Annotated in this window: 20 protein-coding genes; 7 read left to right on the top strand and 13 right to left on the bottom strand. The window is 58.4% G+C overall.

Annotated features, from left to right (window positions below; translation table 11 throughout):
* Nucleotides 1–24: 24 nt before the first annotated feature.
* Nucleotides 25–1,050, bottom strand: a complete 1,026-nt coding sequence (locus EV281_RS18240) for a Gfo/Idh/MocA family oxidoreductase (protein ID WP_132654822.1) — start codon at nucleotides 1,048–1,050, stop codon at nucleotides 25–27.
* Between the two features lie 222 nt (nucleotides 1,051–1,272).
* On the opposite strand from EV281_RS18240, the gene EV281_RS18235 reads away from it, so the two are divergent.
* The 4 genes from EV281_RS18235 (at nucleotide 1,273) to EV281_RS18220 (ending at nucleotide 4,854) form a co-directional block, all read left to right on the top strand.
* A complete protein-coding gene (locus tag EV281_RS18235) occupies nucleotides 1,273–2,985 on the top strand; it encodes an IlvD/Edd family dehydratase (protein ID WP_132654820.1) in 1,713 nt (570 codons plus the stop codon).
* Entirely contained in the window at nucleotides 2,982–3,854 is an 873-nt protein-coding gene (locus EV281_RS18230) for an amidohydrolase family protein (RefSeq protein ID WP_132654818.1), read from the top strand. Before EV281_RS18235 ends, EV281_RS18230 begins: the two co-directional genes overlap by 4 nt.
* Nucleotides 3,855–4,003: 149 nt before the next feature.
* A complete protein-coding gene (locus tag EV281_RS18225; RefSeq protein WP_132654816.1) occupies nucleotides 4,004–4,354 on the top strand; it encodes an MbcA/ParS/Xre antitoxin family protein in 351 nt (116 codons plus the stop codon).
* 5 nt (nucleotides 4,355–4,359) lie between these two features.
* Entirely contained in the window at nucleotides 4,360–4,854 is a 495-nt protein-coding gene (locus EV281_RS18220) for an RES domain-containing protein (RefSeq protein ID WP_132654814.1), read from the top strand.
* Between the two features lie 53 nt (nucleotides 4,855–4,907).
* Here the strand turns inward: EV281_RS18220 and EV281_RS18215 are convergent, their stop codons facing one another.
* The 6 genes from EV281_RS18215 to EV281_RS18190 all read right to left on the bottom strand — a co-directional run bounded on the left by EV281_RS18215 (nucleotide 4,908) and on the right by EV281_RS18190 (nucleotide 14,012).
* Nucleotides 4,908–6,275, bottom strand: a complete 1,368-nt coding sequence (locus EV281_RS18215) for an alpha-glucosidase/alpha-galactosidase (protein ID WP_132654812.1) — start codon at nucleotides 6,273–6,275, stop codon at nucleotides 4,908–4,910.
* Nucleotides 6,276–6,295: 20 nt separating this feature from the next.
* On the bottom strand, nucleotides 6,296–7,963 hold the full coding sequence (locus EV281_RS18210; protein WP_132654810.1) for an ABC transporter ATP-binding protein: 1,668 nt from the start codon (nucleotides 7,961–7,963) through the stop codon (nucleotides 6,296–6,298).
* Between the two features lie 10 nt (nucleotides 7,964–7,973).
* On the bottom strand, nucleotides 7,974–9,107 hold the full coding sequence (locus EV281_RS18205; RefSeq protein WP_132654808.1) for an ABC transporter permease: 1,134 nt from the start codon (nucleotides 9,105–9,107) through the stop codon (nucleotides 7,974–7,976).
* 1 nt (nucleotide 9,108) lies between these two features.
* Nucleotides 9,109–10,116 (bottom strand): ABC transporter permease, encoded by a 1,008-nt coding sequence (locus EV281_RS18200; RefSeq protein ID WP_132654806.1) that lies wholly within the window; start codon nucleotides 10,114–10,116, stop codon nucleotides 9,109–9,111.
* Between the two features lie 219 nt (nucleotides 10,117–10,335).
* On the bottom strand, nucleotides 10,336–12,423 hold the full coding sequence (locus tag EV281_RS18195) for an ABC transporter substrate-binding protein (RefSeq protein WP_132654804.1): 2,088 nt from the start codon (nucleotides 12,421–12,423) through the stop codon (nucleotides 10,336–10,338).
* Nucleotides 12,424–12,545: 122 nt separating this feature from the next.
* Nucleotides 12,546–14,012 carry an alpha-glucosidase/alpha-galactosidase gene (locus EV281_RS18190; protein ID WP_132654802.1) on the bottom strand — a complete coding sequence of 489 codons (1,467 nt, stop codon included), beginning with the start codon at nucleotides 14,010–14,012 and terminating at the stop codon, nucleotides 12,546–12,548.
* A gap of 213 nt (nucleotides 14,013–14,225) precedes the next feature.
* Between EV281_RS18190 and EV281_RS18185 the strand changes: the two genes are divergently transcribed.
* Entirely contained in the window at nucleotides 14,226–15,101 is an 876-nt protein-coding gene (locus tag EV281_RS18185) for an AraC family transcriptional regulator (protein ID WP_132654800.1), read from the top strand.
* A gap of 2 nt (nucleotides 15,102–15,103) precedes the next feature.
* On the opposite strand, the gene EV281_RS18180 is transcribed toward EV281_RS18185, so the two are convergent.
* The 5 genes from EV281_RS18180 to hppD form a co-directional block, all read right to left on the bottom strand.
* Nucleotides 15,104–17,218, bottom strand: coding sequence for a carboxy terminal-processing peptidase (locus EV281_RS18180; protein ID WP_132654798.1), 2,115 nt, complete (start codon nucleotides 17,216–17,218; stop codon nucleotides 15,104–15,106).
* Between the two features lie 239 nt (nucleotides 17,219–17,457).
* Nucleotides 17,458–18,090 (bottom strand): maleylacetoacetate isomerase, encoded by a 633-nt coding sequence (maiA, locus tag EV281_RS18175; RefSeq protein ID WP_132654796.1) that lies wholly within the window; start codon nucleotides 18,088–18,090, stop codon nucleotides 17,458–17,460.
* Complete coding sequence (locus EV281_RS18170; protein WP_132654794.1) at nucleotides 18,087–19,112, bottom strand: fumarylacetoacetate hydrolase family protein; 1,026 nt, start codon at nucleotides 19,110–19,112, stop codon at nucleotides 18,087–18,089. Before EV281_RS18170 ends, maiA begins: the two co-directional genes overlap by 4 nt.
* Nucleotides 19,113–19,161: 49 nt before the next feature.
* On the bottom strand, nucleotides 19,162–20,523 hold the full coding sequence (gene hmgA, locus EV281_RS18165) for a homogentisate 1,2-dioxygenase (protein ID WP_132654792.1): 1,362 nt from the start codon (nucleotides 20,521–20,523) through the stop codon (nucleotides 19,162–19,164).
* A 69-nt stretch (nucleotides 20,524–20,592) separates the two neighbouring features.
* Complete coding sequence (gene hppD, locus EV281_RS18160; protein ID WP_132654790.1) at nucleotides 20,593–21,702, bottom strand: 4-hydroxyphenylpyruvate dioxygenase; 1,110 nt, start codon at nucleotides 21,700–21,702, stop codon at nucleotides 20,593–20,595.
* A 128-nt stretch (nucleotides 21,703–21,830) separates the two neighbouring features.
* Here hppD and EV281_RS18155 point away from each other — a divergent pair, with 128 nt between their 5' ends.
* Nucleotides 21,831–22,331: an Lrp/AsnC family transcriptional regulator gene (locus EV281_RS18155; protein WP_132654788.1), complete on the top strand. Its 501-nt coding sequence runs from the start codon at nucleotides 21,831–21,833 to the stop codon at nucleotides 22,329–22,331.
* A gap of 14 nt (nucleotides 22,332–22,345) precedes the next feature.
* Here EV281_RS18155 and EV281_RS18150 read toward each other — a convergent pair whose 3' ends face one another.
* The gene (locus EV281_RS18150; protein WP_132654786.1) at nucleotides 22,346–22,807 is read right to left on the bottom strand and encodes an Lrp/AsnC family transcriptional regulator; all 462 of its coding nucleotides are present in this window, start codon (nucleotides 22,805–22,807) and stop codon (nucleotides 22,346–22,348) included.
* A 123-nt stretch (nucleotides 22,808–22,930) separates the two neighbouring features.
* Here EV281_RS18150 and EV281_RS18145 point away from each other — a divergent pair, with 123 nt between their 5' ends.
* Nucleotides 22,931–23,722 carry a phenylalanine 4-monooxygenase gene (locus tag EV281_RS18145; protein ID WP_132654784.1) on the top strand — a complete coding sequence of 264 codons (792 nt, stop codon included), beginning with the start codon at nucleotides 22,931–22,933 and terminating at the stop codon, nucleotides 23,720–23,722.
* Nucleotides 23,723–24,106 lie beyond the last annotated feature (384 nt).

Below are 24,106 nucleotides of genomic sequence, written 5' to 3'. Positions count from 1 at the left end.
ATAGTCCTCCGACGGCGAGCCATCTTATCTTGGTTTGCGTTGAGCGTCGAACCGGCTTCGCCGATAGATCTCTTCGACCAGCGCCAGTGTCTTCATGTTATCATCGGGCACCGTCTCCATCTTTACGCGACCGTCCAGCCCATCGAGGAAATGCGCGATTGTCGCGTCATAAGCCTCCTGATAGACGGTATCCGCATCGAACTCTTCCTCGCGACGAACAAGGCCCGTCGCCGACAAACGGCTTCCCTCCAGCTCCAGCGTTGCCTGCGCCCCGAAGATCCGCAGATGATCACGCGGCGCCGGCGGCGCACCATGCACCGCGAGATTGGCGTTTACAGTGATGATCACGCCGTCGTCCAGACGGCGCAGAACGACGGCAGCGACATCTTCGGCAATGATGTCGTCGTTGCTGCGCTCGAGCCGTGCCGCAATCACCTCCATCTCGCCAAGCAGGTACCGGAGCGTATCCAAGTGATGGATCATTATTTCCATGACCAGCAGACGCTGCTGCCTACGGAAAAACGGCTGGCGGATCAGAGCCGGCCTGTCCCCTTCGGCATCAGCGATCATGCCGCTCGAGAAGAACTCAAACTGCACCTGCCTGATCTCACCAGCCAATCCCTCCTGAAGCCACGCCTTGAGCCGCCGGTAATAGGCGCGGAACCGCCAGTTCTCATGCACCATCAAGCGGGTTGACTTGGGCAGGCCTGCGATGAGAGCGGCAGCCTGATCATAATCGGGTGCCAGCGGCTTCTGACAAAGAATATCGACACCATTGGCTGCCGCCAGTTGCACAAGCTCCACATGAGCCTCACGTGGGGCGCAGATATCGACGGCGTCGAGTGTTTCTTCGGCGAACATCGCCTCCGCGCTGGGGTAGCTGCGAGCAATGCCAAAATTCTGGCTTTTGGCCTCAAGTGCTCGCGCGGAAGGATCAGCAATCGCCACGATGTCGGCGCGTGCGGACTGCTTCTTCCATGCCGGTAGGTGATACTCGCTGACCCAACCGGCGCCAATCATCCCTACTCGTCTTCGCCTGATCTCTGCCATGCCTCACCTCATGTCATTTTATCGATAATCTAGACGCCGCCTCGCCGAATGCCAATGCACAAGCTCGTGCAAAAATAGAAATTATCACGATTTATCTTAGGTTTTTTCCGTAAGATACGACAATCAAAGTGATGGACACGGGTGGAGACGCATCTTCTTTATTGACAATCATGCATATCCCACTAGGCTTGATCTCGAATTAAGAGAGACGAGGGAGGAACAATGTCGAGCGGTCTTCGTCGCAAGCTGACGAGTTACGGCGATCAGGGTTTTTCCCTTTTCCTCAGAAAGGCGTTCATCAAGGCGATGGGCTATTCAGACGATGCTCTGGATCGGCCGATCGTGGGAATTGCCAATACCTACAGCGATTTCAACCCATGCCATGGCAATGTCCCACAGCTGATCGAAGCGGCCAAGCGCGGTGTTATGCTGGCTGGCGCCATGCCGATGGTCTTCCCGACCATTTCCATCCACGAGAGCTTCGCCTCGCCGACCTCGATGTATTTGCGCAATCTGATGGCGATGGAAACCGAGGAGATGATCCGCGCCCAGCCGATGGATGCCGTCATCCTCATCGGTGGCTGCGACAAGACGCTGCCGGCGCAGATCATGGCCGCCGCGAGCAGCGAGATCCCGGCAATCTTCCTGCCGACCGGACCGATGGCCGTCGGCCACCACAAGGGCGAAAGGCTTGGCGCCTGCACCGATTGTCGGCGTTTCTGGGGTCGCTTCCGCGCCGGCGAAATCGACGAGGCCGAAATTATCGACGTCAACAATAAGCTAGCGAGCTCAATCGGCACCTGCACGGTCATGGGAACGGCAAGCACCATGGCCAACCTGACAGAAGTGATGGGCCTCTGCCTTCCTCGGGCAGGATCGGCACCTGCTGCTGAATCCGAGCGTGTGCGTTTGGCAGAGGAAACCGGTCGCGTTGCTGCCGGACTTGCATCGAACCCGGCTGCTCCGACCGTGCGCGATATCCTGACGCCAGCCGCGATCCGCAACGGCCTCGTCGCCCTACAGGCGATGGGCGGCTCGACCAATGCCGTCGTCCACCTTGCCGCCATTACCGGGCGACTTGGCATTCGCCTCGACATGGCCGAACTCGACAGGCTCGGCAAGATCATCCCGCTGCTCGTCGACCTTCAGCCCTCCGGCCAGCATTACATGGAGCAGTTCCACGAGGCCGGCGGCGTGCAAACGCTGCTGAAGGCGGTACGCCACGAAATCGACGGCGGCCAGCGGACTGTCTATGGCAAAACGATCGGCGAGGTGATCGATGCGGCACCCGACGAGCCCGGCCAGACCATCATCCGCACGGTCGAAAGACCACTGAAGCCCATCGGCACGATCGCCGTGCTCCAGGGCAATCTCGCGCCGCGCGGCGCCGTGATCAAACAATCGGCTGCGTCAAAGGATCTGTTGCAGCATGAAGGGCGCGCGGTTGTCTTCGATTCCGTCCAGGACATGACCTTGCGGATCGACAGCGACGATCTCGATGTCAGCGCTGACGATATTCTCGTCCTGCGCAATGCCGGCCCAAAGGGGGCGCCGGGTATGCCGGAAGCCGGCTATCTGCCGATCCCGCGCAAACTCGCCCGCCAGGGCGTCAAGGATATGGTGCGCATCTCCGATGCCCGCATGAGCGGCACTGCCTTCGGCACCATCGTGCTGCATATTGCCCCCGAGGCCGCCGCCGGCGGGCCGCTGGCAATCGTCAGAACCGGTGACCGTATCCGCCTCGACGTCAAGGAACGACGCATAGACCTTACCATCGATCAGGCAGAATTTGACCGGCGGATGACGGAACTCGGAAATATATCGGCAGCCGAACCGGCACGCGGTTATGCGAAGCTCTATCACGCGCGCGTGCTGCAGGCTGATGAAGGCGTCGACTTCGATTTCCTCCAGCATGAGGATCTGGAGGCGAAATGAGCATGGTGGATAGCGATGCCCCGCTCTGCCTGCCGCGCTTGCCATTGACGCGCCTACCGGCGAACCCATTGCCGCAAGACACGATCGACACGCATTTTCATGTCTTCCGATCCGGAGCGCCGCTTAATACGCCGCGCAGCTATACGCCCGATATTGCGACAACTGCCGACTGGATCGCCTTTGCCGACCGGCTCGATATCGGCAGGGGTATCCTTGTCCAGCCAAGTGTCTACGGGCTCGACAACCAGGTTCTGATCGAAGCACTCACCGCCTTCCCGGATCGCCTCCGTGGTATCGTCGTCATCGATCCCGAGACAACACCTGGCGAGATCGCCCGTCTTGACCGGCTCGGTGTGCGCGGCGTGCGCATCAACACCCGCAACAAGGGCGGTCTGCCGCTTGCGGCCGCTGAGGTATTGGCGGCTGCAATCGGCGATTTCGGCTGGTCGCTGCAGCTTCAAGTCAGTCCGGAGCAAATTGGTGATCTTGCCGGGTGGCTGCCCCATCTCGGTATCAGGTTCGTCATCGACCATCTGGGCTTCATCCCCCTCGCTGACGGCGCATGGCGGAACTATGTTCCGGCCTTCCAGCGGCTGGCGGATAGTCCCGGTGGCTACATCAAGCTCACGGCACCTTATAGGCTGACGCGCGAGCGCCGTTATGCAGGTTTTGCCGAGGTGGTGCGCGCACTCGCAGCCAGCCATCCGGAAAAGCTGCTTTGGGGCAGCGATTGGCCTCATACCGAACTCTGGAATGATATGCCCGACGATGCCGACCTGATCGACGGAATCCAGGAGGCGATCGGCGAGACCACGCTCGCCCGCAAGATCTTCATCGACAATGCCGAAAGGCTGTTCTTTGACCGGTAGGCTGGAAGTGCGTTGATGATGGCAAGCAGCGCCTATGTGACTGCGGGTTGCCAAGAAGGCCTACGTGTCGGCGGATGCCAGGCGTGGCATTGAATGCCGCTCATTTCGACGCTATATAACGTCAGTATTAACGACACTGAGATGGAATCATGGGCCTCGCACAATACGCAGATGGCGGTCTGTTTGCGCCACGCAAAATCGCCGATGCCTTCCGCACGACGAGCGAAGAGATCGCTCGTACTGCCGGTCTCGGCAAGGATGCGATCCAACGCAAGGATCGTCTGCGCTCCGACAAGACGCAGCGACGCCTGCGTGAAATGATCGAGGTCGTCAACAAGGTCGAACCGCGCTTCGGCTCGGCGCTGATGGCCTATGCCTGGTATCGTTCCGAGCCTCTGTCCGGCTTTTCGGGCCAGACGGCTATGCAGCTCGTCCGCGACGGACGGGCAGATGAGGTCATGGATTATATCGACGCGATCGATGCCGGTATTCACGCCTAGTGCCTATGCGGTATGAAGGCAAACTCTACCGTGCCCTGAACCCGATCTATGCGCGTGAGCCGCTCTCCGGGCGGGGAGCAGAACTCTACGGCGGCCGGTTCAATCCCAAGGGAATGCCGGCGCTTTATACATCCCTGTCCGTTCTGACTGCGCTCAGGGAAGCCAATCAGGTCGGCAGCCTGCAACCGACGACCCTTGTCTCCTACGAAGCTCAAATCGAGCGCATCTTCGACAGCAGGGACGAGGCTGCGCTAAAAGCCGAAGGGATCGATGCCGAAGCGATGGCCGCAGCGAGCTGGCGCGATGAGATGAAGGCAAGCGGAGAGGCACGAACACAAACCTTTTTCCGTAAACTCGTGTCTGATGGCTATCATGGCCTCCTCGTCAGGAGTTTTGCTCCTGCGGCGAGAAGCGACGATCTCAATCTCGTGCTCTGGCGATGGAGCGACACTGCTCCTTGCCGCCTAACATTGATCGATGACGAAGGCAGATTGTCGTAGCCTTAAGCGTGATCGGCGCCGACTTATCCGCCGGCGCTGATCGCGTCTGGGTCTCAGGCGGCGCGAACCTTGTTCGGCCGTGCCCATTCCGGCAGCCAGTCGCCGTGGGTGGCGAGCAATTCGTCCACCAGCGACCAGATCTGGTCGAGATCGAGTTCGGCGGCCGTATGCGGATCCATCATCGCGGCATGGTAGATATGCTCGGGATTTTCCGTCATCAGTGCCTGGACCGTCAGCTCCTGGACATTGATGTTGGTGCGGATCAGGGCGGTCAACTGCGGCGGCAGGTCGCCGATATAGGTCGGTTGGATGCCGGAGGCATCAACGAGGCAGGGCACTTCGGCAGCGCAATTTGATGGCAGCGAGGTGATGCAGCCATTGTTGCGGACGTTGCCGTAGATAACCGAGGGCTCGCCGGTCCAGACGGAATTGATGATCGAGGAGGCATATTCCTTCGATTCCTTGACTTCGATCTTGTCTGCGGACCGATAGGCTTCCGCCTGGCCTTTCCAGCGGGCGATCTGTTCAATGCAGCGCTTCGGATATTCGTCGAGAGGAATGCCGAACTTCTCGATCAGGTCCTCGCGGCCTTCCTTGATGAAGTAAGGCGTGTATTCGGCAAAATGCTCCGAGCTTTCGGTGACGAAATAGCCGAGGCGCGTCAGCATTTCATAACGCACCTTGTTCGGGCAACGCGGATTCCAGCCAGGCTTCGGCGCACGTCCCTCGCGATAGGCGCGCACGAGATCGGGATAGAGGTTCTTATAGGAACCATCCGGCTGGCGATGCTCGAACTTCAGGTAGAAGGCCATATGGTTGATGCCGGCCGAGCGGTAGCGGATCTCTTCATAGGGGATGTCGAGATCATGGGCGAGCTCCATCGCCGTGCCCTGAACTGAATGGCAGAGGCCGACCTGCTTGATATCGGGATATTTCTCCGCGATCGCCCAGGTATTGATCGCCATCGGGTTTACATATTGCAGCATGATGGCGTTCGGGCAGACGGCGCGCATATCCTCGCAGATTTTCCAAAGATGCGGCACAGTGCGCAGGCCACGCATGATACCGCCGACGCCCAGCGTATCGGCGATCGTCTGGCGCAAGCCGTATTTCTTCGGCACCTCGAAATCGGTCACCGTACAGGGCTCGTAGCCGCCGATCTGGAAGGCGACGACGACGAAATCGGCGCCAGACAGCGCCTTGCGCTGATCGGAGTAGGTCTCAGCCTTCGCTTTCACGCCAAGTGTCGAGATCAGCTTGTTGACGACGATGGCGCTTTCTTCAAGCCGCTGCGGATTGATGTCCATCAGCGCGATCGTGGCGCCCGACAGCGCTGGACGCTGCAGAATATCGCCGACGATATTCTTCATGAAAACGGTGGAGCCAGCTCCGATGAACGCTATTCTGGGATTTGCCATTATGAACCTCCGGCATTCTGAAATTAGGCTACCTCGAAAGCGGCTCTGACGAGCCGTTCGGTGTAGGGTGTCTTGGGATTGGAAAGGACTTCGTTGACAGGCCCCTCTTCCATGATCTTGCCGTGCTGCATGACGATTACACGGTGGCAGAGGGCGCGCACGACCTTCAGGTCATGCGAAATGAAAAGGTAGCTGAGACCCCGCTCGTCCTGCAGCTTGCGCAGGAGTTCGATGATCTGCGCTTGGATGGAGAGATCGAGCGCCGAGGTCGGCTCGTCGAGCAGGATAAATTCCGGCTCCAGAGCGATCGCTCGTGCGATGGCGATGCGCTGGCGCTGACCGCCGGAAAATTCATGGGGAAAGCGTGAGAGGATATTGCCCGGCATGCCGGCAGCAATCAGCGCCTCGCGAACGCGGTCCAGCCGCTCGCCCCTGGTGGCGCCAAGCTTATTGACAACAAGCCCCTCCTCGATGATCTGGCCGATCGTCATGCGCGGGTTGAGGGAGGCGAAGGGATCCTGAAAGACCACCTGCATGCGCGAGCGCAAAGGTCGCATTTCGGCCCGCGACTTGCCGTGGATCGGCTGCCGGTCGAAATAGATCTCGCCGTTGTCAGTGTCACTGAGCCTCAGCAGAGCCTGGCCGAAGGTCGTCTTGCCCGAACCCGATTCGCCGACGAGACCCAGCGTCTCGTGACGCCTGAGTGTCAGATTGAGGCTGTCGACAGCGACCAGCTCGCGCAATTGCGGCTTGAAGAAACCGCCATGGCGCATCATGAAGGAGACGCGTACGCCGCGGGCATCTAGAATAATATCTGATCCCTCAGGCAGCGGATTGGCCTGGCCGCGCGGCTCGGATGCCAGCAAATGCTTGGTATAGGGATGCTGCGGATTGGCGAAGAGCTGTTCAGTGACGTTATGCTCGCGCATCTCGCCGTGCTGCATCACATAGACATAGTCGGAGAATTTGCGCACGACCGTCAGGTCGTGGGTAATGAGGATCACCGCCATCCGTAATTCGGTCTGAAGGTTGCGAATGAGGTTGAGGATCTGCGCCTGGACGGTCACGTCGAGCGCCGTCGTCGGCTCGTCGGCGATCAGCACGTCGGGATCGTTGGCGAGCGCCATGGCGATCATCACGCGCTGACGCTGGCCGCCCGAAAGCTGATGCGGATATTGCCGCAGCCGTGCCTCGGGATCGGGAATCTGCACCTGCTTCAGCAGTTCCAGCGCCTTAGCGTCGGCCTGCTTGCGGCTCATCTTGCGGTGAACGCGGATCGCTTCGACGATCTGGCTGCCGATCGTATAGATCGGGTTCAGCGAGCTCATGGGCTCCTGAAAGATCATCGAGATGCGGTCGCCACGCAGTTTGCGGCGCGCCCTCTCGGAAAATTTCAGGATATTGTTGCCGTCATATTCGACGCTTGAGCGCGGCGAAATCACCGCCCGCTTGGACAAGAGGCCCATCACAGTGCGCGCCGTCACCGACTTGCCGGAGCCGGATTCGCCGACGATGGCGATCGTTTCGCCGCGATAAAGCTGGAAGGAAATATCCTTCACAGCTTCGACGGTGCCATGTTCGACCTTGAAGTTCACGCCGATATTGCGCGCATCGATAACAGGGGCTTCCTTGCGGCCGTCATGGTCGTGACGGACGGGCGGGGCGAAGGAACTGACGAGAGCAAGAGCCATCTTCATCACCTCAGTAGGGGTCGACCGCATCACGCAGACCATCGCCCAGCGCATTGAAGGCGAAGACGGTGATCAGCACGAAAGCGACGGGCGTCAGAATCCAGGGATAGGTTCCGATGACGGAATAGTTGGCCGTGTCCTGCAGCATCAGCCCCCAGGAGATCAGCGGCGGCTTTACGGCAAAGCCGAGGAAGCCGAGGAAGGATTCCAGCAGCACAACGCTTGGAATATGGATCGTAACGGCAACGATCACATGGCTCATCACGTTCGGGAAAATATGCTGAAAAATGATGCGCCGATCGGTTGCCCCGACGGCCATTGCAGCCCGCACATATTCGATACGCGCCAGCGCCAGCGTCTTGCCGCGCACCTCGCGTGACATCTGCGCCCAACCAAGCGCCGACATGACGAAGATCACGAAGGCGAGGAAGACATTCGTGGGCGCCGTGATCGGGATCAAAGATGTCAGCGCCAGATAAAGCGGCAGCTGGGGGAAGGCGAGCACCAGCTCGACGAAACGCTGGACCCAGACGTCGAAAGCGCCGCCATAATAGCCAGAGACCATACCGACGGTCGTCCCGACGATGGTGACGATGAAGACGACGGTCAGCGCGATCATCAGCGAGATGCGTGAGCCGATAATGGCGCGCGACAGCACATCGCGACCAAATTTATCCGTGCCGAGGAAGTGCACCGGCTGGCCGTCCACGGAACCGAAGAAGTGTCGATTGGCCGGGATGAGGCCTAGCAGGTTATAGTCCGACCCTTTCACGAAGAAACCTAGGGAGCGCGGATTGTCGTAGTCAAGGCCGACGATCGGCTGGAAAGTGACGGGATCGAGTTCTTCGGAATCGGCCAGCGCGTAGATCCGCGGCCAGACGAAATTGCCTTCCTTGTCATGGATGCTGATCAGTTGCGGCGGTGCGAAGCCGACATCGGTCGCCTTCGGATCCATTGGCGCAAAGAAATCGGCAAAGACCGCCATGATGATCAGCAGGCCGACGAGGACAAGGCCGATCATGCCGGTCCAGGAGCGTCGCAGCCGGCGCCAGACGAGCGCCATATAGCTCTCGTTGCCGTGACCGGCATTCCTGACGGTTTCCTCATGCGGTGGCTGCGGCGTGGAAGAGTCGAAGGCAAACATATCAGGCTCCTCCATATTGACGGACCCGCGGATCGAGCATGGCAAGCAGCATATCGGCGATGATATTGCCGACGATCAGTGTTGCAGACAGCACCAGCATGAACGTTGCAGTGACATAGACGTCACCGATCGCCATAGAGCCGACGATCGCCGGACCGACGGTCGGTAGCGCAAAGATAATCGCGGTCTCGATCTCGCCGGTCAGCATATAGGGAAGCACGACACCCTGATACATGACGAGCGGATGCAGCGCGTTGGGAACGGCGTGGCGCATGACAACCGCGCCCCCCGAAAGCCCCTTGGCGCGCGCTGTCTCGACATATTGAGCGTTCAGCGTATCGAGCAGGTTGCCGCGCATGACGCGCATGTTATAGGCGAGCCCGCCGAAGGTGGCGATCGCTACGACCGGCCAGACGTGGCTCACGAGATCCATGAATTTCGCCCAGGACCATGGCGCTCCGCCATATTGCGGCGAGAAGAAGCTGCCGATTTCCGTCACATTGAACTGGAAGACGAGCAGGTAGACGATGATCAGCGCCATGAGAAAGCGCGGTACCGTCATGCCGAGGAAAGAGATGCCGGAGAGCAGGCTGTCGATCCAGCTATATTGGCGGGTCGCCGCCCAGATGCCGAAGGTGATGCCGAGGATAGACGCAAAAATGTGGCAGACCAGCGCGAGCGCCAGCGTGCGCGGCAGGCGCTCGCCGACCACGTCGGCAACCGGCTTGTTGTAGAACATGCTGTAGCCGAAATCGCCTTTGGTTACGATGCCCGTGATCCAGTTGACGTATTGGACGACAAGCGGCTGATCGAGGCCGTGTTCGACACGGTAGGCCTGGGCCTGGGCATCGGCTTGCGCAAAGGAAGCCCCGCCCTGATTGATCAACTGCGAACGGATGTAATCAGCATAATCTCCGGGCGGTGCCTGGATGATGGCGAAGGTCACCACGCTCAGGATGAAGAGGACGGGGATCGCCGAGGCGATACGCATGAGCAGGAATCGTAACATCAGACGGTTCGCTTCTCCTTGCCGCCAGTCGCTCGTCTCAGCGCGGCCGGCTTGTTAATTATGACCGGCCGCGCGCAGCACGCGCGACCGGAAGCTCTTGTCGTTCGGGAGGGAGCTCCTCGAGCATCTCCATTTTTCGAGCCATGGAGATGCTCTATCTCTTTGTTTTCACGCAATCCCGCACGCAAAACCGCTGCGCACTTTTGCTGGGAATTGCTCTTAGTTTATCGGACCCTTGTCCCCGGGCTTACCGGGAAGCTGTTGAGGGAAGAGTTCGTACTTGCCCTGCTTGTCGGCAGCCACCCACACACGCTCGCGGATGATGGAATCCTCGGCCCAATTGAACATCATGATCGGCGTACCCTCGGGAATGTTCGAGAAGCGCTTGTTGATGATGAGCGCGCCCGGATATTCGGTCAGGCCGACGGTATCGACATGTTCGGTCGCCGTCTTCTGGTACTGCTTCATGAGCGCAACGCGTTCCTCATTGTCCTGGCTCGTGCGGAACTTGTTGACGATATCGGCAAGCTCCTTTTCGTAAGGCAGGAGGTCGAGCTGATTATCCTTGCCGGCACGGTGGTGCCAGCTGGTGCGCGGGCCGACAGCGGCAAGCTGTTCGGTGTTCTGCACCACTGAGGCGAGCTCGGTTGTGTTGCGCTGGATCAGCCAGTCGAACTGGCCGGCATAATGCGCGTTGTCGCGCTTCGGGCCATCAAGGGCATTGATGATGATCTTGATGCCGAGCTTCTCCATCTGACCGACGACACCCTCGGCAAGACTCTTGTCCGTCGTGTAGTCGTTGTTGACGAGAAGCACGATTTCGACGTCCTTGCCGCCTGCGGTTCCGGCCGGGAAGTTCACGAAACCATCGCCATCGGTATCCTTCAGGCCGACCTTGGCAAGCAGCGCCTTGGCACCCTTTAGGTCGAAGGGATAATAGACGGTCGAGTTGCGATCATAGAAACTCGTCCCGGATGAGAGGCCACCTGCATAGATCGCCGTGAACGGTCCCTTGACGAGGGAGTCGCCGATCGCCTTGCGGTCGACTGCCATGGTCACCGCCTTGCGGAAGTCCTCGTTTCGGTTGAGTTCGCGAATGGCCTGACCGCGGGCGTCGGGATCACCCCAGCCATTGCCCGAGAGGTTCATGCGCAGGTTATAGCCGATAAGGCGCGGGCCGAAGGCGAGACGCGCAGGAGCGGTCTTTTCGGCAGCACGCTTCAGCGAGGCCACGAAATTTTCCGGCTGCTCGAGGTTCGAGAAATCGGCAGAACCGGCAACCGCCTGCACGTCACGGTCGGCCCAGGTGGAGAGCTTGTAGTGCAGCTCGTTGAGATAAGGCAGCTGGTTGCCCTTCTCGTCGACCTTCCAATAATAGGGATTGCGGCGCATGACGATGATGTCGTCGGGCCGATATTCGACCGGCACCCAGGCGCCCATGACCGGCATATTCATGAATTCCGGCGGGAAAGCGTTCTTGAACTGATCGTAGGTGTTCTTGGAATATTTCGGGTGCTGGGGCTTCAGGATATGCGACGGACCCGGGCAGAAGTTCGGATAGGCCATCGTATAGAGATACTGCTTCGGGAAGGCTTCCTTGAAGGTCCATTCGACCGTGTAGTCATCGATCTTCGTAAGGGTCGTTCCCTCGCCGAAAGCTTCCGGCGATGCGCCGCCGCCGAGCGGCGAAACGTTCGGGTCGATGACTTCGTCTTCCCAATAGAACATGAGGTCATCGGCATTAAAGGGCGCGCCGTCGGACCACTTGGCGCCTTCGATCAGGTGCATGGTCAGCTTGTGGCCGTCCTGCGACCACTCCCAGCCCTTGGCAAGGTTGGGCAACGGCTCGGTATCCTTGGCCTCCACCTGGAAGAGCGGTGCTGTGCGCGTCAGGCATTCGGAGAGGCCGATGTCGATGCCGCCCCAGCCCTGCGTCTGGCCGGCGCCGTAGTTCCAGCCCTCCGGCCGGCCGCCGATGACATGGCGCATCACGTCGCCATAGACGCCGGGACCATCAGGCATGTTCTCGGTCTTGAAGACCATCGGTTCCTTAGGCAGGCGATCCTTGACCGCCGGCAGCTTGCCGGTATCGACGAAATTCTTCGTCACCCAGTCCGGCTCATGGTATTCGGGCAGCGCCTTGAACTCCAGGATGGAATCGCGGGACACATATTTGATCTTGCCTTCCGCCGGGAAGGCCGGCGGAGCCGGCGGTACCGTCGGCTCGGACGCATAGGCATGCAGCGCCGCGACTGAAACGCCAAGCGCCAGTCCCGCCAAGATGCCGATCTTACGGAATTTCGTCATCGTCTCTCCCTCTTGTTCCGGAGCGCTTGCTCGCGTCTCCGCTTCTCCTCAAACGACGATGAAGGAAGCTTCAGCGCGATGGTCTTCCTCCCGAAGGACCGCCGCAGCTTCTTTCATCTAATTCAAACAGCCTGCTTCAGCGCCGCCTTTTCGACGCGAAGCTCCTCGATGGAGCGGACGTGGCGACGCGCGGCCCCTTCCCACTCCCTCGTCTTCACCTTCGCGTTCGCCAGCCGCTCCTTGGCAGCCGGAACGGCATCAGCATATTGCGGCAGCCAGCGGGCCTGGGCGACGACCATTTCGTCCACCATCTGCCAAACTTCTTCGGGCGTCGAAACCGCACCAACCAGCGGGTCGTGCAGGACCGCAAGCTTCAGAAGATCGATATCGCCCGAAATAGCCGCATGAACCGACATGCGCTGGACATTGATCGATGAGATGCAGGTCGCCGCACAGGCTTCTGGAATGGTGATGCCGGAGACCATGTTGATGCCGAAGCGATCGACGAAGCCGGGCGACTCGATGATCGCGTCTGACGGCAAGTTGGTGATGACACCGGTATTCTTGACGTTGAAATGTCCGCGATAGACGCGACCGGTTTCCAGCGCCTCGAGGATATGGCTTGCATGCTCGTTGGATCGCTTGGCCGGATCGATGGGCTTTTCGGCCGAGGCGAGGAATTGCGGGAATTCCGTCTCGAACCAGTTGCGGGTCTCGGTCGAGTGGCGCAGATAACCGCCGGTTTCGCCGTGGATCCAGTCAGACATGTCGATCCACTTGGTGATTTCGTCAGGCCGCTTGCGATACCAGGGCAGGTATTCGGAGAGATGGCCGTTGCTTTCGGTCGAGTAGACACCGAAACGCTTCAGGACGTCGATGCGCAGCTTCTCCTGCTGCGAATAGACCGGATGGGCCTCGAAGGCTGCGACCAGCTCATCCTTGCCGATCTTGCGGCCATTGAGACGCAGATCGACGAACCAGGTCTGGTGATTGATGCCGGAGCAGATGTAGTCCAGTTCGTTTGGTGACTTGGCTCCGAGCACTTCGGCAATCTGTTCGGCGCCGTGCTGGACCCCGTGGCAGAGGCCGACCGTATCGATCTTGCCGTATTCGATGGCCGCCCAGGTGTTCATCGCCATCGGATTGGCGTAGTTCAGGAATTTCGCACCGGGTGCCGCGACCTCGCGGATATCTTTGCAGAAATCGAGGATGACCGGAATATTGCGCTGGCCGTAGAGAATGCCACCGGCGCAGATCGTATCGCCGACGCACTGGTCGATACCATATTTCAGGGGAATTCTGATGTCGTCGGCATAGGCTTCCAGCCCGCCGACGCGCACGCAGCTGATGACATAACGGGCACCTTCCAACGCCTTGCGGCGATCTGTCGTCGCCGTCACCTTTGTCGGCAGCTTGTTCGACTCGACGATCTTGTCGAGGATCGCCTTGATCATCTGGAGGTTATGCTCGCTGAGGTCAGTCAGCGCGAATTCGATGTCCTTGAATTCCGGCACGCAGAGAATGTCCGTGAACAGCTTCTTGGTGAAACCGACACTGCCTGCCCCGATGATAGCGATTTTGAAACTCATATCCTTCACCTCGATCCGATCAAATGCTAGGGAGAAAGACAACAAAGGAGGGCCGGACGGCATGCTAGCACATGTCGGCTAAAAATACCGGAAATGGTGCCTGTATTCCTCCCGGCCATTCTTTCGACCGCGATCTCTTCCTCTTGTGAGAGGGGATTATGCGCATATTCGAAGGAGCGGCCAGAGAAGGATTATGCTTTCGAGGGTAATTTTGTGCTGCAGGATTTGATCGCCAACGGACAGTCGATGAGGACAGTTTCGCTGCCGCGCGGGCGCCAGCGGCTGCATGCCATGCCGACAAGCGCCGGCTACGAGGTGCGCGAAGACGAAACCTATGACTGGGACGGCAGAAAGCGCGGCCAGACCCCTTTCACGGTGCTGCAGCACACGATCAGCGGCACCGGCCGCCTGCGCTACCAGAACCGCAATTACAAGCTCCAGAGCGGTGACACGATGATGGTGCTGGTGCCGCACAATCACCGCTACTGGCTGGAAAAGGGCGAGCGCTGGGAATATTTCTGGATCTCGATGAATGGCGAGGAGACGCTGCGCATCCACAAGATGGTGCTGGCGCTCGCTGGTCCCGTGCTGAAGCTGCAACCACAGACCATCGACCATCTGGCCGATTGCAGCCTGCGCCTCGTCAAGGGTGCAAACACTCCCGGTTCTGCCTCGGCAATCGCTTATGAAGCCGCAATGGCGCTTTACGACGATATTTTTGGCGCGCCGGCCTTCATGGCCGAACAGAGCGTCATGCAGCCGGTAATCGATCACATCAATGCCAATCTGGAAAAACCGTTGCCGGTCAATGATCTTGCGGCGATCGTCGGCCTGAGCCGCGCTCATTTCTCCCGCAGCTTTGCCGAAAGCGAGGGCGTGCCGCCGGCCGAATATGTGCTGCAGCAGCGCCTGCAGCGCGCCGCAAAACTATTGACCAAGGCTGATTTTCTGCCGGTCAAGGAAGTCTCGATCATGTGCGGCTTCGAAGACGCCAACTACTTCGCCAAGGTTTTCCGGCGCGTATACGGCATCACTCCGACCGAATTCCGAACGACCGGCATGTATGCGAGCATCGGCCGCAGCCGGTAGGGTTACTTTCCGTTCGTGCTTCCTGATTGTTTGGTGGCTGCCTTGGTGCCTTCCCGCAAATCCGCCTCGTCAGCAAGAATGGCGGCGGACTCGTTCAGCAAGACGTCTTTTGCATTCTTGCGGGCATTTTCAATGGCAATATCAGCGCTCAGACTGCGCTCGTCTGACTGCAGACCGTCATCTCCGCCGGTATCTTCGCCATCGCTTGATTGCGCACGAGACTTGAGCCGCTCTGCTCGGGCAGCCGCTTCTTTGCGGCGCTCGGCTTCATTGAGGGAGATAACCCCTTTCTCGCGCTGCGCCTTCAGGTCTGCAATGTCCTTTATCAGGCGTTGGAAATCCGGGTCGCTCGCAACCCGCGCATCGTGGCGGCTTTGCAATGCCGGCAACAACGTCGAGACGGTGTCGACGGGCGTATAGTTGGCGGGCTTGATCTGCGCCCACGGCAGGGCATTGTCATAACTGGTCTCGCCGAGGCTCGTCGGATCGGAAAGTCCCGGCAAGCTGATATCAGGCGTTACCCCGCGCAGCTGCGTCGTACCACCATTGACGCGGAAAAACTGGGCGATCGTCACCTTGAGTTCGCCGAATTCGGGTTTGCTGTTGCGAACCACCTGGTCGAGATCGACCACGGTCTGAACCGTACCCTTCCCGAAACTGGGTTCGCCGATGATCACACCTCGGCCGTAATCCTGGATGGCCGCGGCAAAAATTTCCGAAGCCGACGCTGAGCCGCGATTGATCAGGACACCCAGCGGGCCTGTCCAGACAGGCGCCGAAAGGTCAGCGCTTCTCACCTCGACCTTGCCGTCGCTGCTGCGCTGCTGAACGACGGGGCCGTTGCCGATGAACAGGCCGGTCAAATCAATTGCCTCGTCCAATGAACCGCCGCCATTGTTGCGAATATCGATGAGAACGCTATCGACCTTTTCCTGCTTCAGCTCGTCGAGAAGCTTTGCGACGTCGCGACTTGCACTTTTGTAGTCCTTGTCCCCTTTGCGCCGGGCTTCAAAATCCTCGTAGAATACCGGCAGAGTAATCACCCCGATTTTGCGTGTGGCGTCGCCCACTTTTACGGATAGCACTGTCTTGCTGGCAGCCTGCTTTTCGAGACTGATTTTATCACGCACCAGGCTGATGATGCGATGAGCGCCATCCGCTCCGGCATCGGCCGGCAGGATGTCCAGACGCACGACGGAGCCTTTCTTTCCGCGTATCAGCTGCACGACCTCATCGAGACGCGTACCCACTACCTCTTTGACCGGCCCATTCTTGCCTTGGCCAACGCCGGTAATGCGGTCTCCGACTGCGAGCTTGCCGGATAACTGTGCCGGCCCGCCGGGCACGAGCTCACGGATCGTCGTGTAACCGTCGCGGTCCTGCAGCACCGCACCGATACCAAACAGCGAAAGCTTCATCGAGATATTGAAATCGGCGGAAGCAGCTGCGCCAAAATAGTCGGTGTGCGGGTCGACCGACGTTGCATAGGCGTCCATGAACGACTGGAAAACATCGTCGCTTTTATATTTGTAAACGCCATCGAGAGTGTTTGCGTAGCGTTTGTCGAGCGTCTGACGAATATCCGCGTCGGTCCTGCCGCCCAATTTCAACCGCAACCAATCGTTTTTGACGCGCTTGCGCCAAAGCTCATCGCTCTCGGCCACAGACTTAGGCCAGGGCTCTTTGTCGCGCAGCACGGAATAAGTTTCCTGCGTGCTGAAATCGAAGCCCCGCTTAAGCAGGTCGCGCGCATAGGTCATACGGTCGATAACGCGCTGTTCGTACACATTGAAGATGGCAAATGGGATCTTCAAGTCCTGCCGTTCGATGGCATCGTCGATTTCGTTGCGGTCAGACATGAATCTGTCGATATCCGCTTGCAGGAAGAGCATGCGATCCGGATCAAGTGATTTGATGAACCGATCCATGATCCTGGCCGACATGGCATCGTCGAGAGGAATGGACTTGTAGCTGTAACGCGTGAGAAATTGCGCACTCAGCTCAGCAGCCTGCGCCTGTCGCTTCAACGGCACCAGAGCAGGCGGTGCTGCGACTTCAGCATAAGCGCACTGTGCGATTGCAAGAAATGCACCGAGAAAAACGTAGGGTATGCGCATTCAGCCGTGATCCAATTTTCAATGCCGGTGGTCGATGTGCGATCTAGGTGGAGCAATTATGGTTTTTTGGCAACCAAATGGTTCATCTGTGCCGATTCTTCCCGGCCTCATAGGTTACAAATTGGAAAACCTTCGATCGTCCGCCAGATCTCACGAATAAGGTCCGTACGCCAGGACCATGAAGTGGGCTGTCACCGAATCCACATTGGCACTTCGTTTCTCGTCGAGGTTCGGGTCCATTACGGTTTCACCCTGTCGGGATGCGCCTCCTGGAAGGCCGCTAGCTCGGCACATCTGGCGTCGACGGCGACGATGCGCCTGAAATCGGTCATATCGACTCCCCAGCGGCGGGCATTGTAGACTTGTGGAACAAGACAGAGATCCGCCATTGTCGGCGCATCCCCAAGGCTGAACTCCCCTTCGAATTTGCCGATCATGGCTTCGAGTTTACGAAGTCCGTCCGTGATGAAGTGTTTCATCCATTCCTCGCGAGCGTCAGCCTTGTCAGTTATGCTCGTTAGATGCGTCACGACATGCATGTTGCATATCGGGTGGATATCCATGGCGACCGCATATGCGACGGCGCGCACTTTTTGACGATCGGCAATATCCGCTGGCAGCAATACGCATTCCGGCCGAACCTCGGCCAGATATTCGATGATTGCCAGTGACTGGGTCAAAATTCTACCGTCGATCACCAATGTCGGCACGAGCCCCTGCGGATTGAGCGCCAGATATTCAGGTTTCTTATGCGCTCCCTCCAGCAGGTTGACGGGAATTATCTTATATTCGATCGCCAGGAGATTGAGCGCGATGCGGACGCGATAACTCGCCGATGACCTCCAGTAGTCGTAAAGAACGACCTCGCTCATCGCAGCCCGTTCCCCTTGTATCTTTCGACCGTCTGCTCGATCGCCCCGAAGATTGAATGACCGGCATGATCTTTCATCTCGATGCGGACCTGATCGCCGAACTTCATGAATGGAGTTTTTGGCAATCCAGTTTCTATCGTCTCGATCATCCGTATTTCAGCGATGCATGAATAGCCTTCCCCTCCGTCTTCGATCGCCCTGCCCGGACCGCCGTCCAGCTTGTTGGAAATCGTTCCCGATCCGATGATCGTCCCGGCCGCCAGATTGCGAGTTTTGGCGGCATGGGCGATGAGCTGGCCAAAATCAAACGTCATATCGACACCGGCGTTCGCCTTACCGAATGCCTTGCCGTTCAAGCTCACAAGCAGCGGAAGATGCACCTTGCCCCCGTCCCACGCCTCCCCCAATTCGTCTGGCGTTACCGCGACCGGAGAAAATGCCGATGACGGCTTGGACTGAAAGAAACCAAATCCCTTGGCCAATTCGTCCGGTATGAGACCGCGCAGCGATACATCGTTGACGAGCATCACCAGCCGAATGGCGCTACGCGCCGTATCCGGATCGGAGTCGATGGCAACATCGCCAGTGATGACGGCAACCTCGCCCTCCATGTCGATCCCGTAAGCCTCGTCAGCCACCACGATCGGGTCGCGCGGCGCAAGGAACCCGTCGGAACCACCTTGATACATCAGCGGATCGGACCAGAAGCTCGCCGGCATCTCGGCGCCCCGTGCCCTACGAACCAGTTCAACGTGGTTGAGATAGGCCGAACCGTCGGCCCATTGGTAGGCGCGTGGCAATGGCGACGCGGCATTGTGTTCGTAAAACCTGATCGTCGGCTGGGCTCCAGTCTCGACGCCTTCGGCAATCAACGCGAGCCTCGGGGCGACGTGCTCCCAATCATCGAGAGCAGCCTGCAACGTGCGGGCAATGTGAGTGACTTCGGAGCAGCGGGTAAGATCGCGCGAGACGACAACGAGCCGGCCGTCTCTCGTGGAGTCTTTCAACGTCGCAAGCTTCATGTTCCTTTCCCGTGCCAGAAGATGCTTGGCCGATCATCACTTGATGCCATCATTTGATACCAGGGGTTCCGTCGAACTTGCGTTCCAGGCCGTCCCAACACTCCAGGTAATTGTCCTGCAGCGTTTCAAGCTCGGCTGCGTATTTCGTCAGTTGCTGCGGGTACCGGGTCTCGAACATGAAAGCCATGGTATTATCCAGCTTCACGGGTTTGAGCTCGGAATTGGATGCCTTTTCGAAGGCGAGCGCGTCCGGCCCGTGGGGAAGCATCATATTGTGCAGGCTCATGCCGCCCGGCACGAAGCCCTCCTCCTTGGCGTCATATTGGCCATGGATCAGGCCCATGAACTCGCTCATGATGTTGCGGTGATACCAGGGCGGGCGGAATGTGTGTTCGGCGACAAGCCAACGCGGCGGAAAGATCACGAAGTCGACATTCGCGGTCCCTGCATCTTCAGTCGGCGCGGTCAGCACCGAAAATATCGACGGATCGGGATGATCGAAGCGGATTGCGCCGACTGGCGCAAAGGTCCGCAAGTCGTATTTGAAGGGGGCGTAGTTGCCATGCCAGGCCACCACATCGAGCGGCGAGTGGCCGATGTCAGTGACGTAGAATTTTCCGCACCACTTTACATGCACGCGGCAGGGCTTTTCCTTGTCCTCAAAAGCCGCCACAGGTGTCTTGAAGTCGCGGGGGTTTGCCAGGCAGTTCGCTCCGATGGGTCCGCGTTCCGGCAGCGTGAATTTCGCGCCGTAGTTTTCGCATATATATCCGCGCCAAAAAGTCTGCTCGCCGCTGCCCAGGACCTTAAACATCATGCCGCGGGGGATCAGGCATATTTCCAGGGGCTCGACATCCATGATGCCCATTTCGGTGAACACTTTGATGGCACCGAGCTGCGGCACGATCAGCAATTCGCCGTCGGCGTTGAAGAAATAATCGTCGACCATGTCCTCATTGAAGACGTAGGCGTGTGCGGCCATGCCCACCTGGGTCGTGACATCGCCCGCCGTCGTCATCGTCCGCACCCCCTGAAGAAACGTCAGCGTCTCCGTGGGCGTGGGGATGGGATTCCAGCGAAGCTGCCCAAGGGGAAGCGAATGTTCGTCAAGACAAGGTGCGGTCTTCCAGTGCGGATAGAAGGCATTCGAGAAGCGGCTTGTGTGACGCACGCTCGGGCGAATGCGATAAAGCCAAGACCTTTCATTCGTGCCGCGCGGTGCAGTGAAAGGGGAGCCGGAAAGCTGCTCGGCATAAAGACCGTAGTTGCATTTCTGAGGGCTGTTCTGCCCTTGCGGCAAAGCGCCGGGAAGGGACTCGGTTTCGAAGTCATTGCCGAAGCCCGGCATATATTTCAGTTTATTTGCCGTCAAGGCTTCACCATCCGATGGCTGGATCGATGTCTGGTCCATGCTCAGCTCCTCCCCGAAAACTCTGCGGTACCCGCGCGTCGCTCAGACGCGCGAGATCGCTCCGAAAGTTTACTCCGCTGCAGTGCCGATGACACCACGTTTGATCTGATCGGCCTCGATCGACTCGAAGAGGGCACGGAAGTTACCCTCTCCGAAACCCTCGTCGCCCTTGCGCTGGATGAACTCGAAGAAAATTGGCCCGATGACGGTTTTGGAGAAGATCTGGAGCAGGATTTTCGTCATGCCGCCGTTCACCACGCCTTCGCCGTCGATGAGGATGCCGTGCTTCTTCATGCGGTCGACAGGTTCGCTATGGCCGTTCACGCGTTCATAGGACATGTCGTAATAGGTCTCCGGAGGACCAGGCATGAACCGCAGGCCATTGTCGGCGAGCCTGTCGGTCGCCTCGTAGATATCTTCCGTCCCAACGGCGATGTGCTGGATGCCCTCGCCCCTGTATTTCTTCAGATATTCCTCGATCTGGCTGGTGTCGTCTTTCGATTCATTCAACGGAATACGGATCTTGCCACAGGGCGATGTGATGGCGCGGCTCACCAGCCCGGTGATACGCCCATCAATGTCGAAGAAATGGATCTGCTTGAAATTGAACAGGTTTCGGTAGAAATCCCACCACTTATCCATGTTGCCGCGAAATACGTTGTGGGTGAGATGGTCGAGATAGTAGAAACCGATCCCCTCTGGATGCGGGTTGCGCTCCCCGAGCCAGTCGAACTCGGCATCGTATGCCGATCCTTTTGCCCCATAGGTCTCGACGAAATAGAGCAGTGAACCGCCAATGCCGATGATCGCCGGCACATCGAGCGCCTTGTCATTCCCTTCATAGGGGACAGCGCCTTTTGACACCGCGTGGTCGAAGGCATGTTTGGCGTCGACAACGCGCCATGCCATCGACGGAGCGCAAGGACCATGTTCTGCGACGAAACGGGCGGCATGGCTGCCCGGCTGAGCGTTCAGGATATAGTTGATGTCGCCCTGACGCCAGACGGTGATGTCTTTCGTCTTATGCCTTGCGACTGGGACATAACCCATGCGTGCGAAGAGCTCGCGCAGCGTCTCGGGTTCAGGATGGGCGAATTCAACGAACTCGAATCCGTCGGTGCCGGCCGGGTTGTCGGCGGTAATTTCCGAGGGTGGCGCATCATGCGGAAAAGGGCCCATTTTCTCCTCCTGGGAACTGGACTTTGATAATGCAAAGTGTGGCCCAAAACGGGCGCAAAGTTCTTGCATTCTTCATGCTGATGGAAAAGATTATGCACGGTTCGTGAGGATTTTTGAGGTTTCACGCAATGGATGAACAGCTCGACAAATTGGATTTGCGCCTGCTCCAGGAACTTCAAAAAGACGGTCGGTTGACGAATAACGAACTGGGGGAGCGGATCGCGCTTTCACCCTCGCAATGCTCGCGCCGGCGCACGCGACTGGAGTCCGAGGGATATATTCGCAGCTACCGGGCCTATCTGGATCAACAGAAGTTGGGGCTGGATATGCTGGTGGTCATTTCGGTGACGCTTGCGACCCACAACAGGGACAATGCGCGCAGATTTTCGCAGCTGATCAACGGTTTGCCGGAGGTTCTCGAAGCCTATGCGCTGACCGGTGAAATGGACTATCACCTGAAGGTCGCGACCCGCGGGCTCTCCGACCTCTCCAAATTCGTCAACGACGTTTTATTGCCCCACGAGTCGGTACAGCACGTCAAGACGTCGATCGTGCTCGATACGCTGAAGACCTTCGAAGGCTTTCCGATACACATGCCAAGCAGTTGGCATGGCGACAGCACGCGGTGACCCGGCACCAAGTCTCAGAGCGGCAGTTCGGTCGAGAATTTCAGCTCGCGCAGCACAAAGCTGGATACGACCGTGCGCACATGCGGATTGCGCATGAGGTAGCGGGTCATGAAGGCTTCGTAACTTTCCACGTCCTTGGCCCTTATCTTCAGCATGTAGTCGAAGGCGCCTGACAAGGCATAGCATTCCATAATCTCCGGCCGCTCCAGCACCACCGACGCGAAAGAGGCAACCGCTTCTTCGTGATGATCTTCCAGCGTCACATGCGCGATGACACAGAGCTTGAGATCAACTTTTCCGGGATCAAGCAACGTTACGCGTTTTCGGATGACGCCATCGGCTTCCAGCTCCTGGATCTTCCGCCACGCCGAGCTCTGCGACATGCCGGCTTTTTCCGCGAGGTCTGCCAGCGAAAGGCTGCCGTCGGCCTGGATGAGCTGCAGAAGCGTACGGCGAAAATTCCCAGGTTCTTTCATCTTTTGCATCATATCAGGGAATATTTCTCAATATTATGGCAATAGTCGCGTGGAAAGAAAAGAAAATCCTCCAAATTCGGATCATAATGGCAGGAATATTGCTGTGCCTGGGAGGATCAGCCTGTGACCAAGGAAAGCACGTACACCGCCAAACTGCCCGGTCCGGATGGTTTGTATTCCTACACTCCCGAAGAAGATGCGATTTGGGGCGAGCTGTACCGGCGTCAGATGAAACTTCTCGCCGATACGGCCTGTCGCGAATATCTTGACGGCGTCAAAATGCTAGGGCTGAAGCCAGACAAAGTGCCTCAGCTTCTCGATGTGAACCGGCGTCTAAATGAAACCACCGGCTTCGGCGTCGAGGGCGTTCCGGCGCTTATCCCGCCCTCGCGCTTTTATGAACTCCTGTCGCAGGGCAAATTTCCGCTTGCAACGTTCCTCCGCCGCCGCGAGCATATCGACTATATCGAGGAACCGGACCTGTTTCACGAGGTTTTCGGGCATTGCCCCATGCTGACCAACCAGAGTTACGCCAATTTCGTCCGGCATTTCGGCGAAACTGCCGTCCGCCTTGGTAAGGGTTACTCATGGCATCTGTTCCGGATCTTTTGGTTCACCGTCGAATTTGGCCTGCTCAATACGCCGCAGGGCCGCCGCTGCTTCGGCGCGGGCATCGTCTCATCGCCAAGCGAGGCGAAGGCGGCAACAGAAGGCACGGCGTGCGAATTCAGACCGTTCGATCTATTGACCGTGCTGAGGACGCCGTACCGGATCGATATTCTCCAGCCAATCTACTATGTCATCGACAGCTTCGCGGATCTTGAAGCGATCGTGGAGCAGGATATCGGGGGCACGATTCTCAAGGCGAAATCGCTAGGTGATTTTGCCCCCGCTTTCGAGGCCAAAGCTTCCTGAATCGCCGGATGATCGACCGCCTGAGCAGGACCGAGCCGGACTACCAGCGGATTGGTTCATGGAGCCATAAACCCTTTGCCGCCAGTGCAGCGGCACACCTTGCAGGGGGCACAGTGAACGTCGCCGAACCAATGACGCTCACGTTGAGCCGCGACAACAAGTAGGAGTATTTTTCCTGCGGCACCGCACGAGCGGATAAATATCCCTGGGCAGCAGCAGGTGGCTGCGGGATAAGTGTCATCGACAAGAGAGAGGCCGATCGCCTCTCGCGATCGCTTGCAGTGAAAGCTCTCTCCTATGCGCCGGACCTCTGTTTGTCTTCGAATGTGCGGCCTGATTGGCTAATCCGTGCATTTGCGGTTATAGAGCCGCCAGTTTATGAAG

The sequence above is a fragment of the Rhizobium sp. BK418 genome (assembly GCF_004341105.1).
In the GTDB taxonomy this organism is placed as follows: domain Bacteria; phylum Pseudomonadota; class Alphaproteobacteria; order Rhizobiales; family Rhizobiaceae; genus Rhizobium.
This window is presented reverse-complemented; position numbering and strand designations above follow the sequence as displayed.

Excerpts from the sequence above, each read along its gene's own strand:
- EV281_RS18235 (WP_132654820.1), top strand. The coding sequence starts at position 1,273 with ATGTCGAGCGGTCTTCGTCGCAAGCTGACGAGTTACGGCGATCAGGGT.
- EV281_RS18220 (WP_132654814.1), top strand. The coding sequence starts at position 4,360 with ATGCGGTATGAAGGCAAACTCTACCGTGCCCTGAACCCGATCTATGCG.
- EV281_RS18190 (WP_132654802.1), bottom strand. The coding sequence starts at position 14,012 with ATGAGTTTCAAAATCGCTATCATCGGGGCAGGCAGTGTCGGTTTCACC.
- EV281_RS18155 (WP_132654788.1), top strand. The coding sequence starts at position 21,831 with ATGGATGAACAGCTCGACAAATTGGATTTGCGCCTGCTCCAGGAACTT.
- EV281_RS18205 (WP_132654808.1), bottom strand. The coding sequence starts at position 9,107 with ATGTTTGCCTTCGACTCTTCCACGCCGCAGCCACCGCATGAGGAAACC.
- EV281_RS18195 (WP_132654804.1), bottom strand. The coding sequence starts at position 12,423 with ATGACGAAATTCCGTAAGATCGGCATCTTGGCGGGACTGGCGCTTGGC.
- hppD (WP_132654790.1), bottom strand. The coding sequence starts at position 21,702 with ATGGGCCCTTTTCCGCATGATGCGCCACCCTCGGAAATTACCGCCGAC.
- maiA (WP_132654796.1), bottom strand. The coding sequence starts at position 18,090 with ATGAGCGAGGTCGTTCTTTACGACTACTGGAGGTCATCGGCGAGTTAT.
- EV281_RS18200 (WP_132654806.1), bottom strand. The coding sequence starts at position 10,116 with ATGTTACGATTCCTGCTCATGCGTATCGCCTCGGCGATCCCCGTCCTC.
- EV281_RS18240 (WP_132654822.1), bottom strand. The coding sequence starts at position 1,050 with ATGGCAGAGATCAGGCGAAGACGAGTAGGGATGATTGGCGCCGGTTGG.
- EV281_RS18225 (WP_132654816.1), top strand. The coding sequence starts at position 4,004 with ATGGGCCTCGCACAATACGCAGATGGCGGTCTGTTTGCGCCACGCAAA.
- EV281_RS18210 (WP_132654810.1), bottom strand. The coding sequence starts at position 7,963 with ATGGCTCTTGCTCTCGTCAGTTCCTTCGCCCCGCCCGTCCGTCACGAC.
- EV281_RS18150 (WP_132654786.1), bottom strand. The coding sequence starts at position 22,807 with ATGAAAGAACCTGGGAATTTTCGCCGTACGCTTCTGCAGCTCATCCAG.
- EV281_RS18180 (WP_132654798.1), bottom strand. The coding sequence starts at position 17,218 with ATGCGCATACCCTACGTTTTTCTCGGTGCATTTCTTGCAATCGCACAG.
- hmgA (WP_132654792.1), bottom strand. The coding sequence starts at position 20,523 with ATGGACCAGACATCGATCCAGCCATCGGATGGTGAAGCCTTGACGGCA.
- EV281_RS18230 (WP_132654818.1), top strand. The coding sequence starts at position 2,982 with ATGAGCATGGTGGATAGCGATGCCCCGCTCTGCCTGCCGCGCTTGCCA.
- EV281_RS18170 (WP_132654794.1), bottom strand. The coding sequence starts at position 19,112 with ATGAAGCTTGCGACGTTGAAAGACTCCACGAGAGACGGCCGGCTCGTT.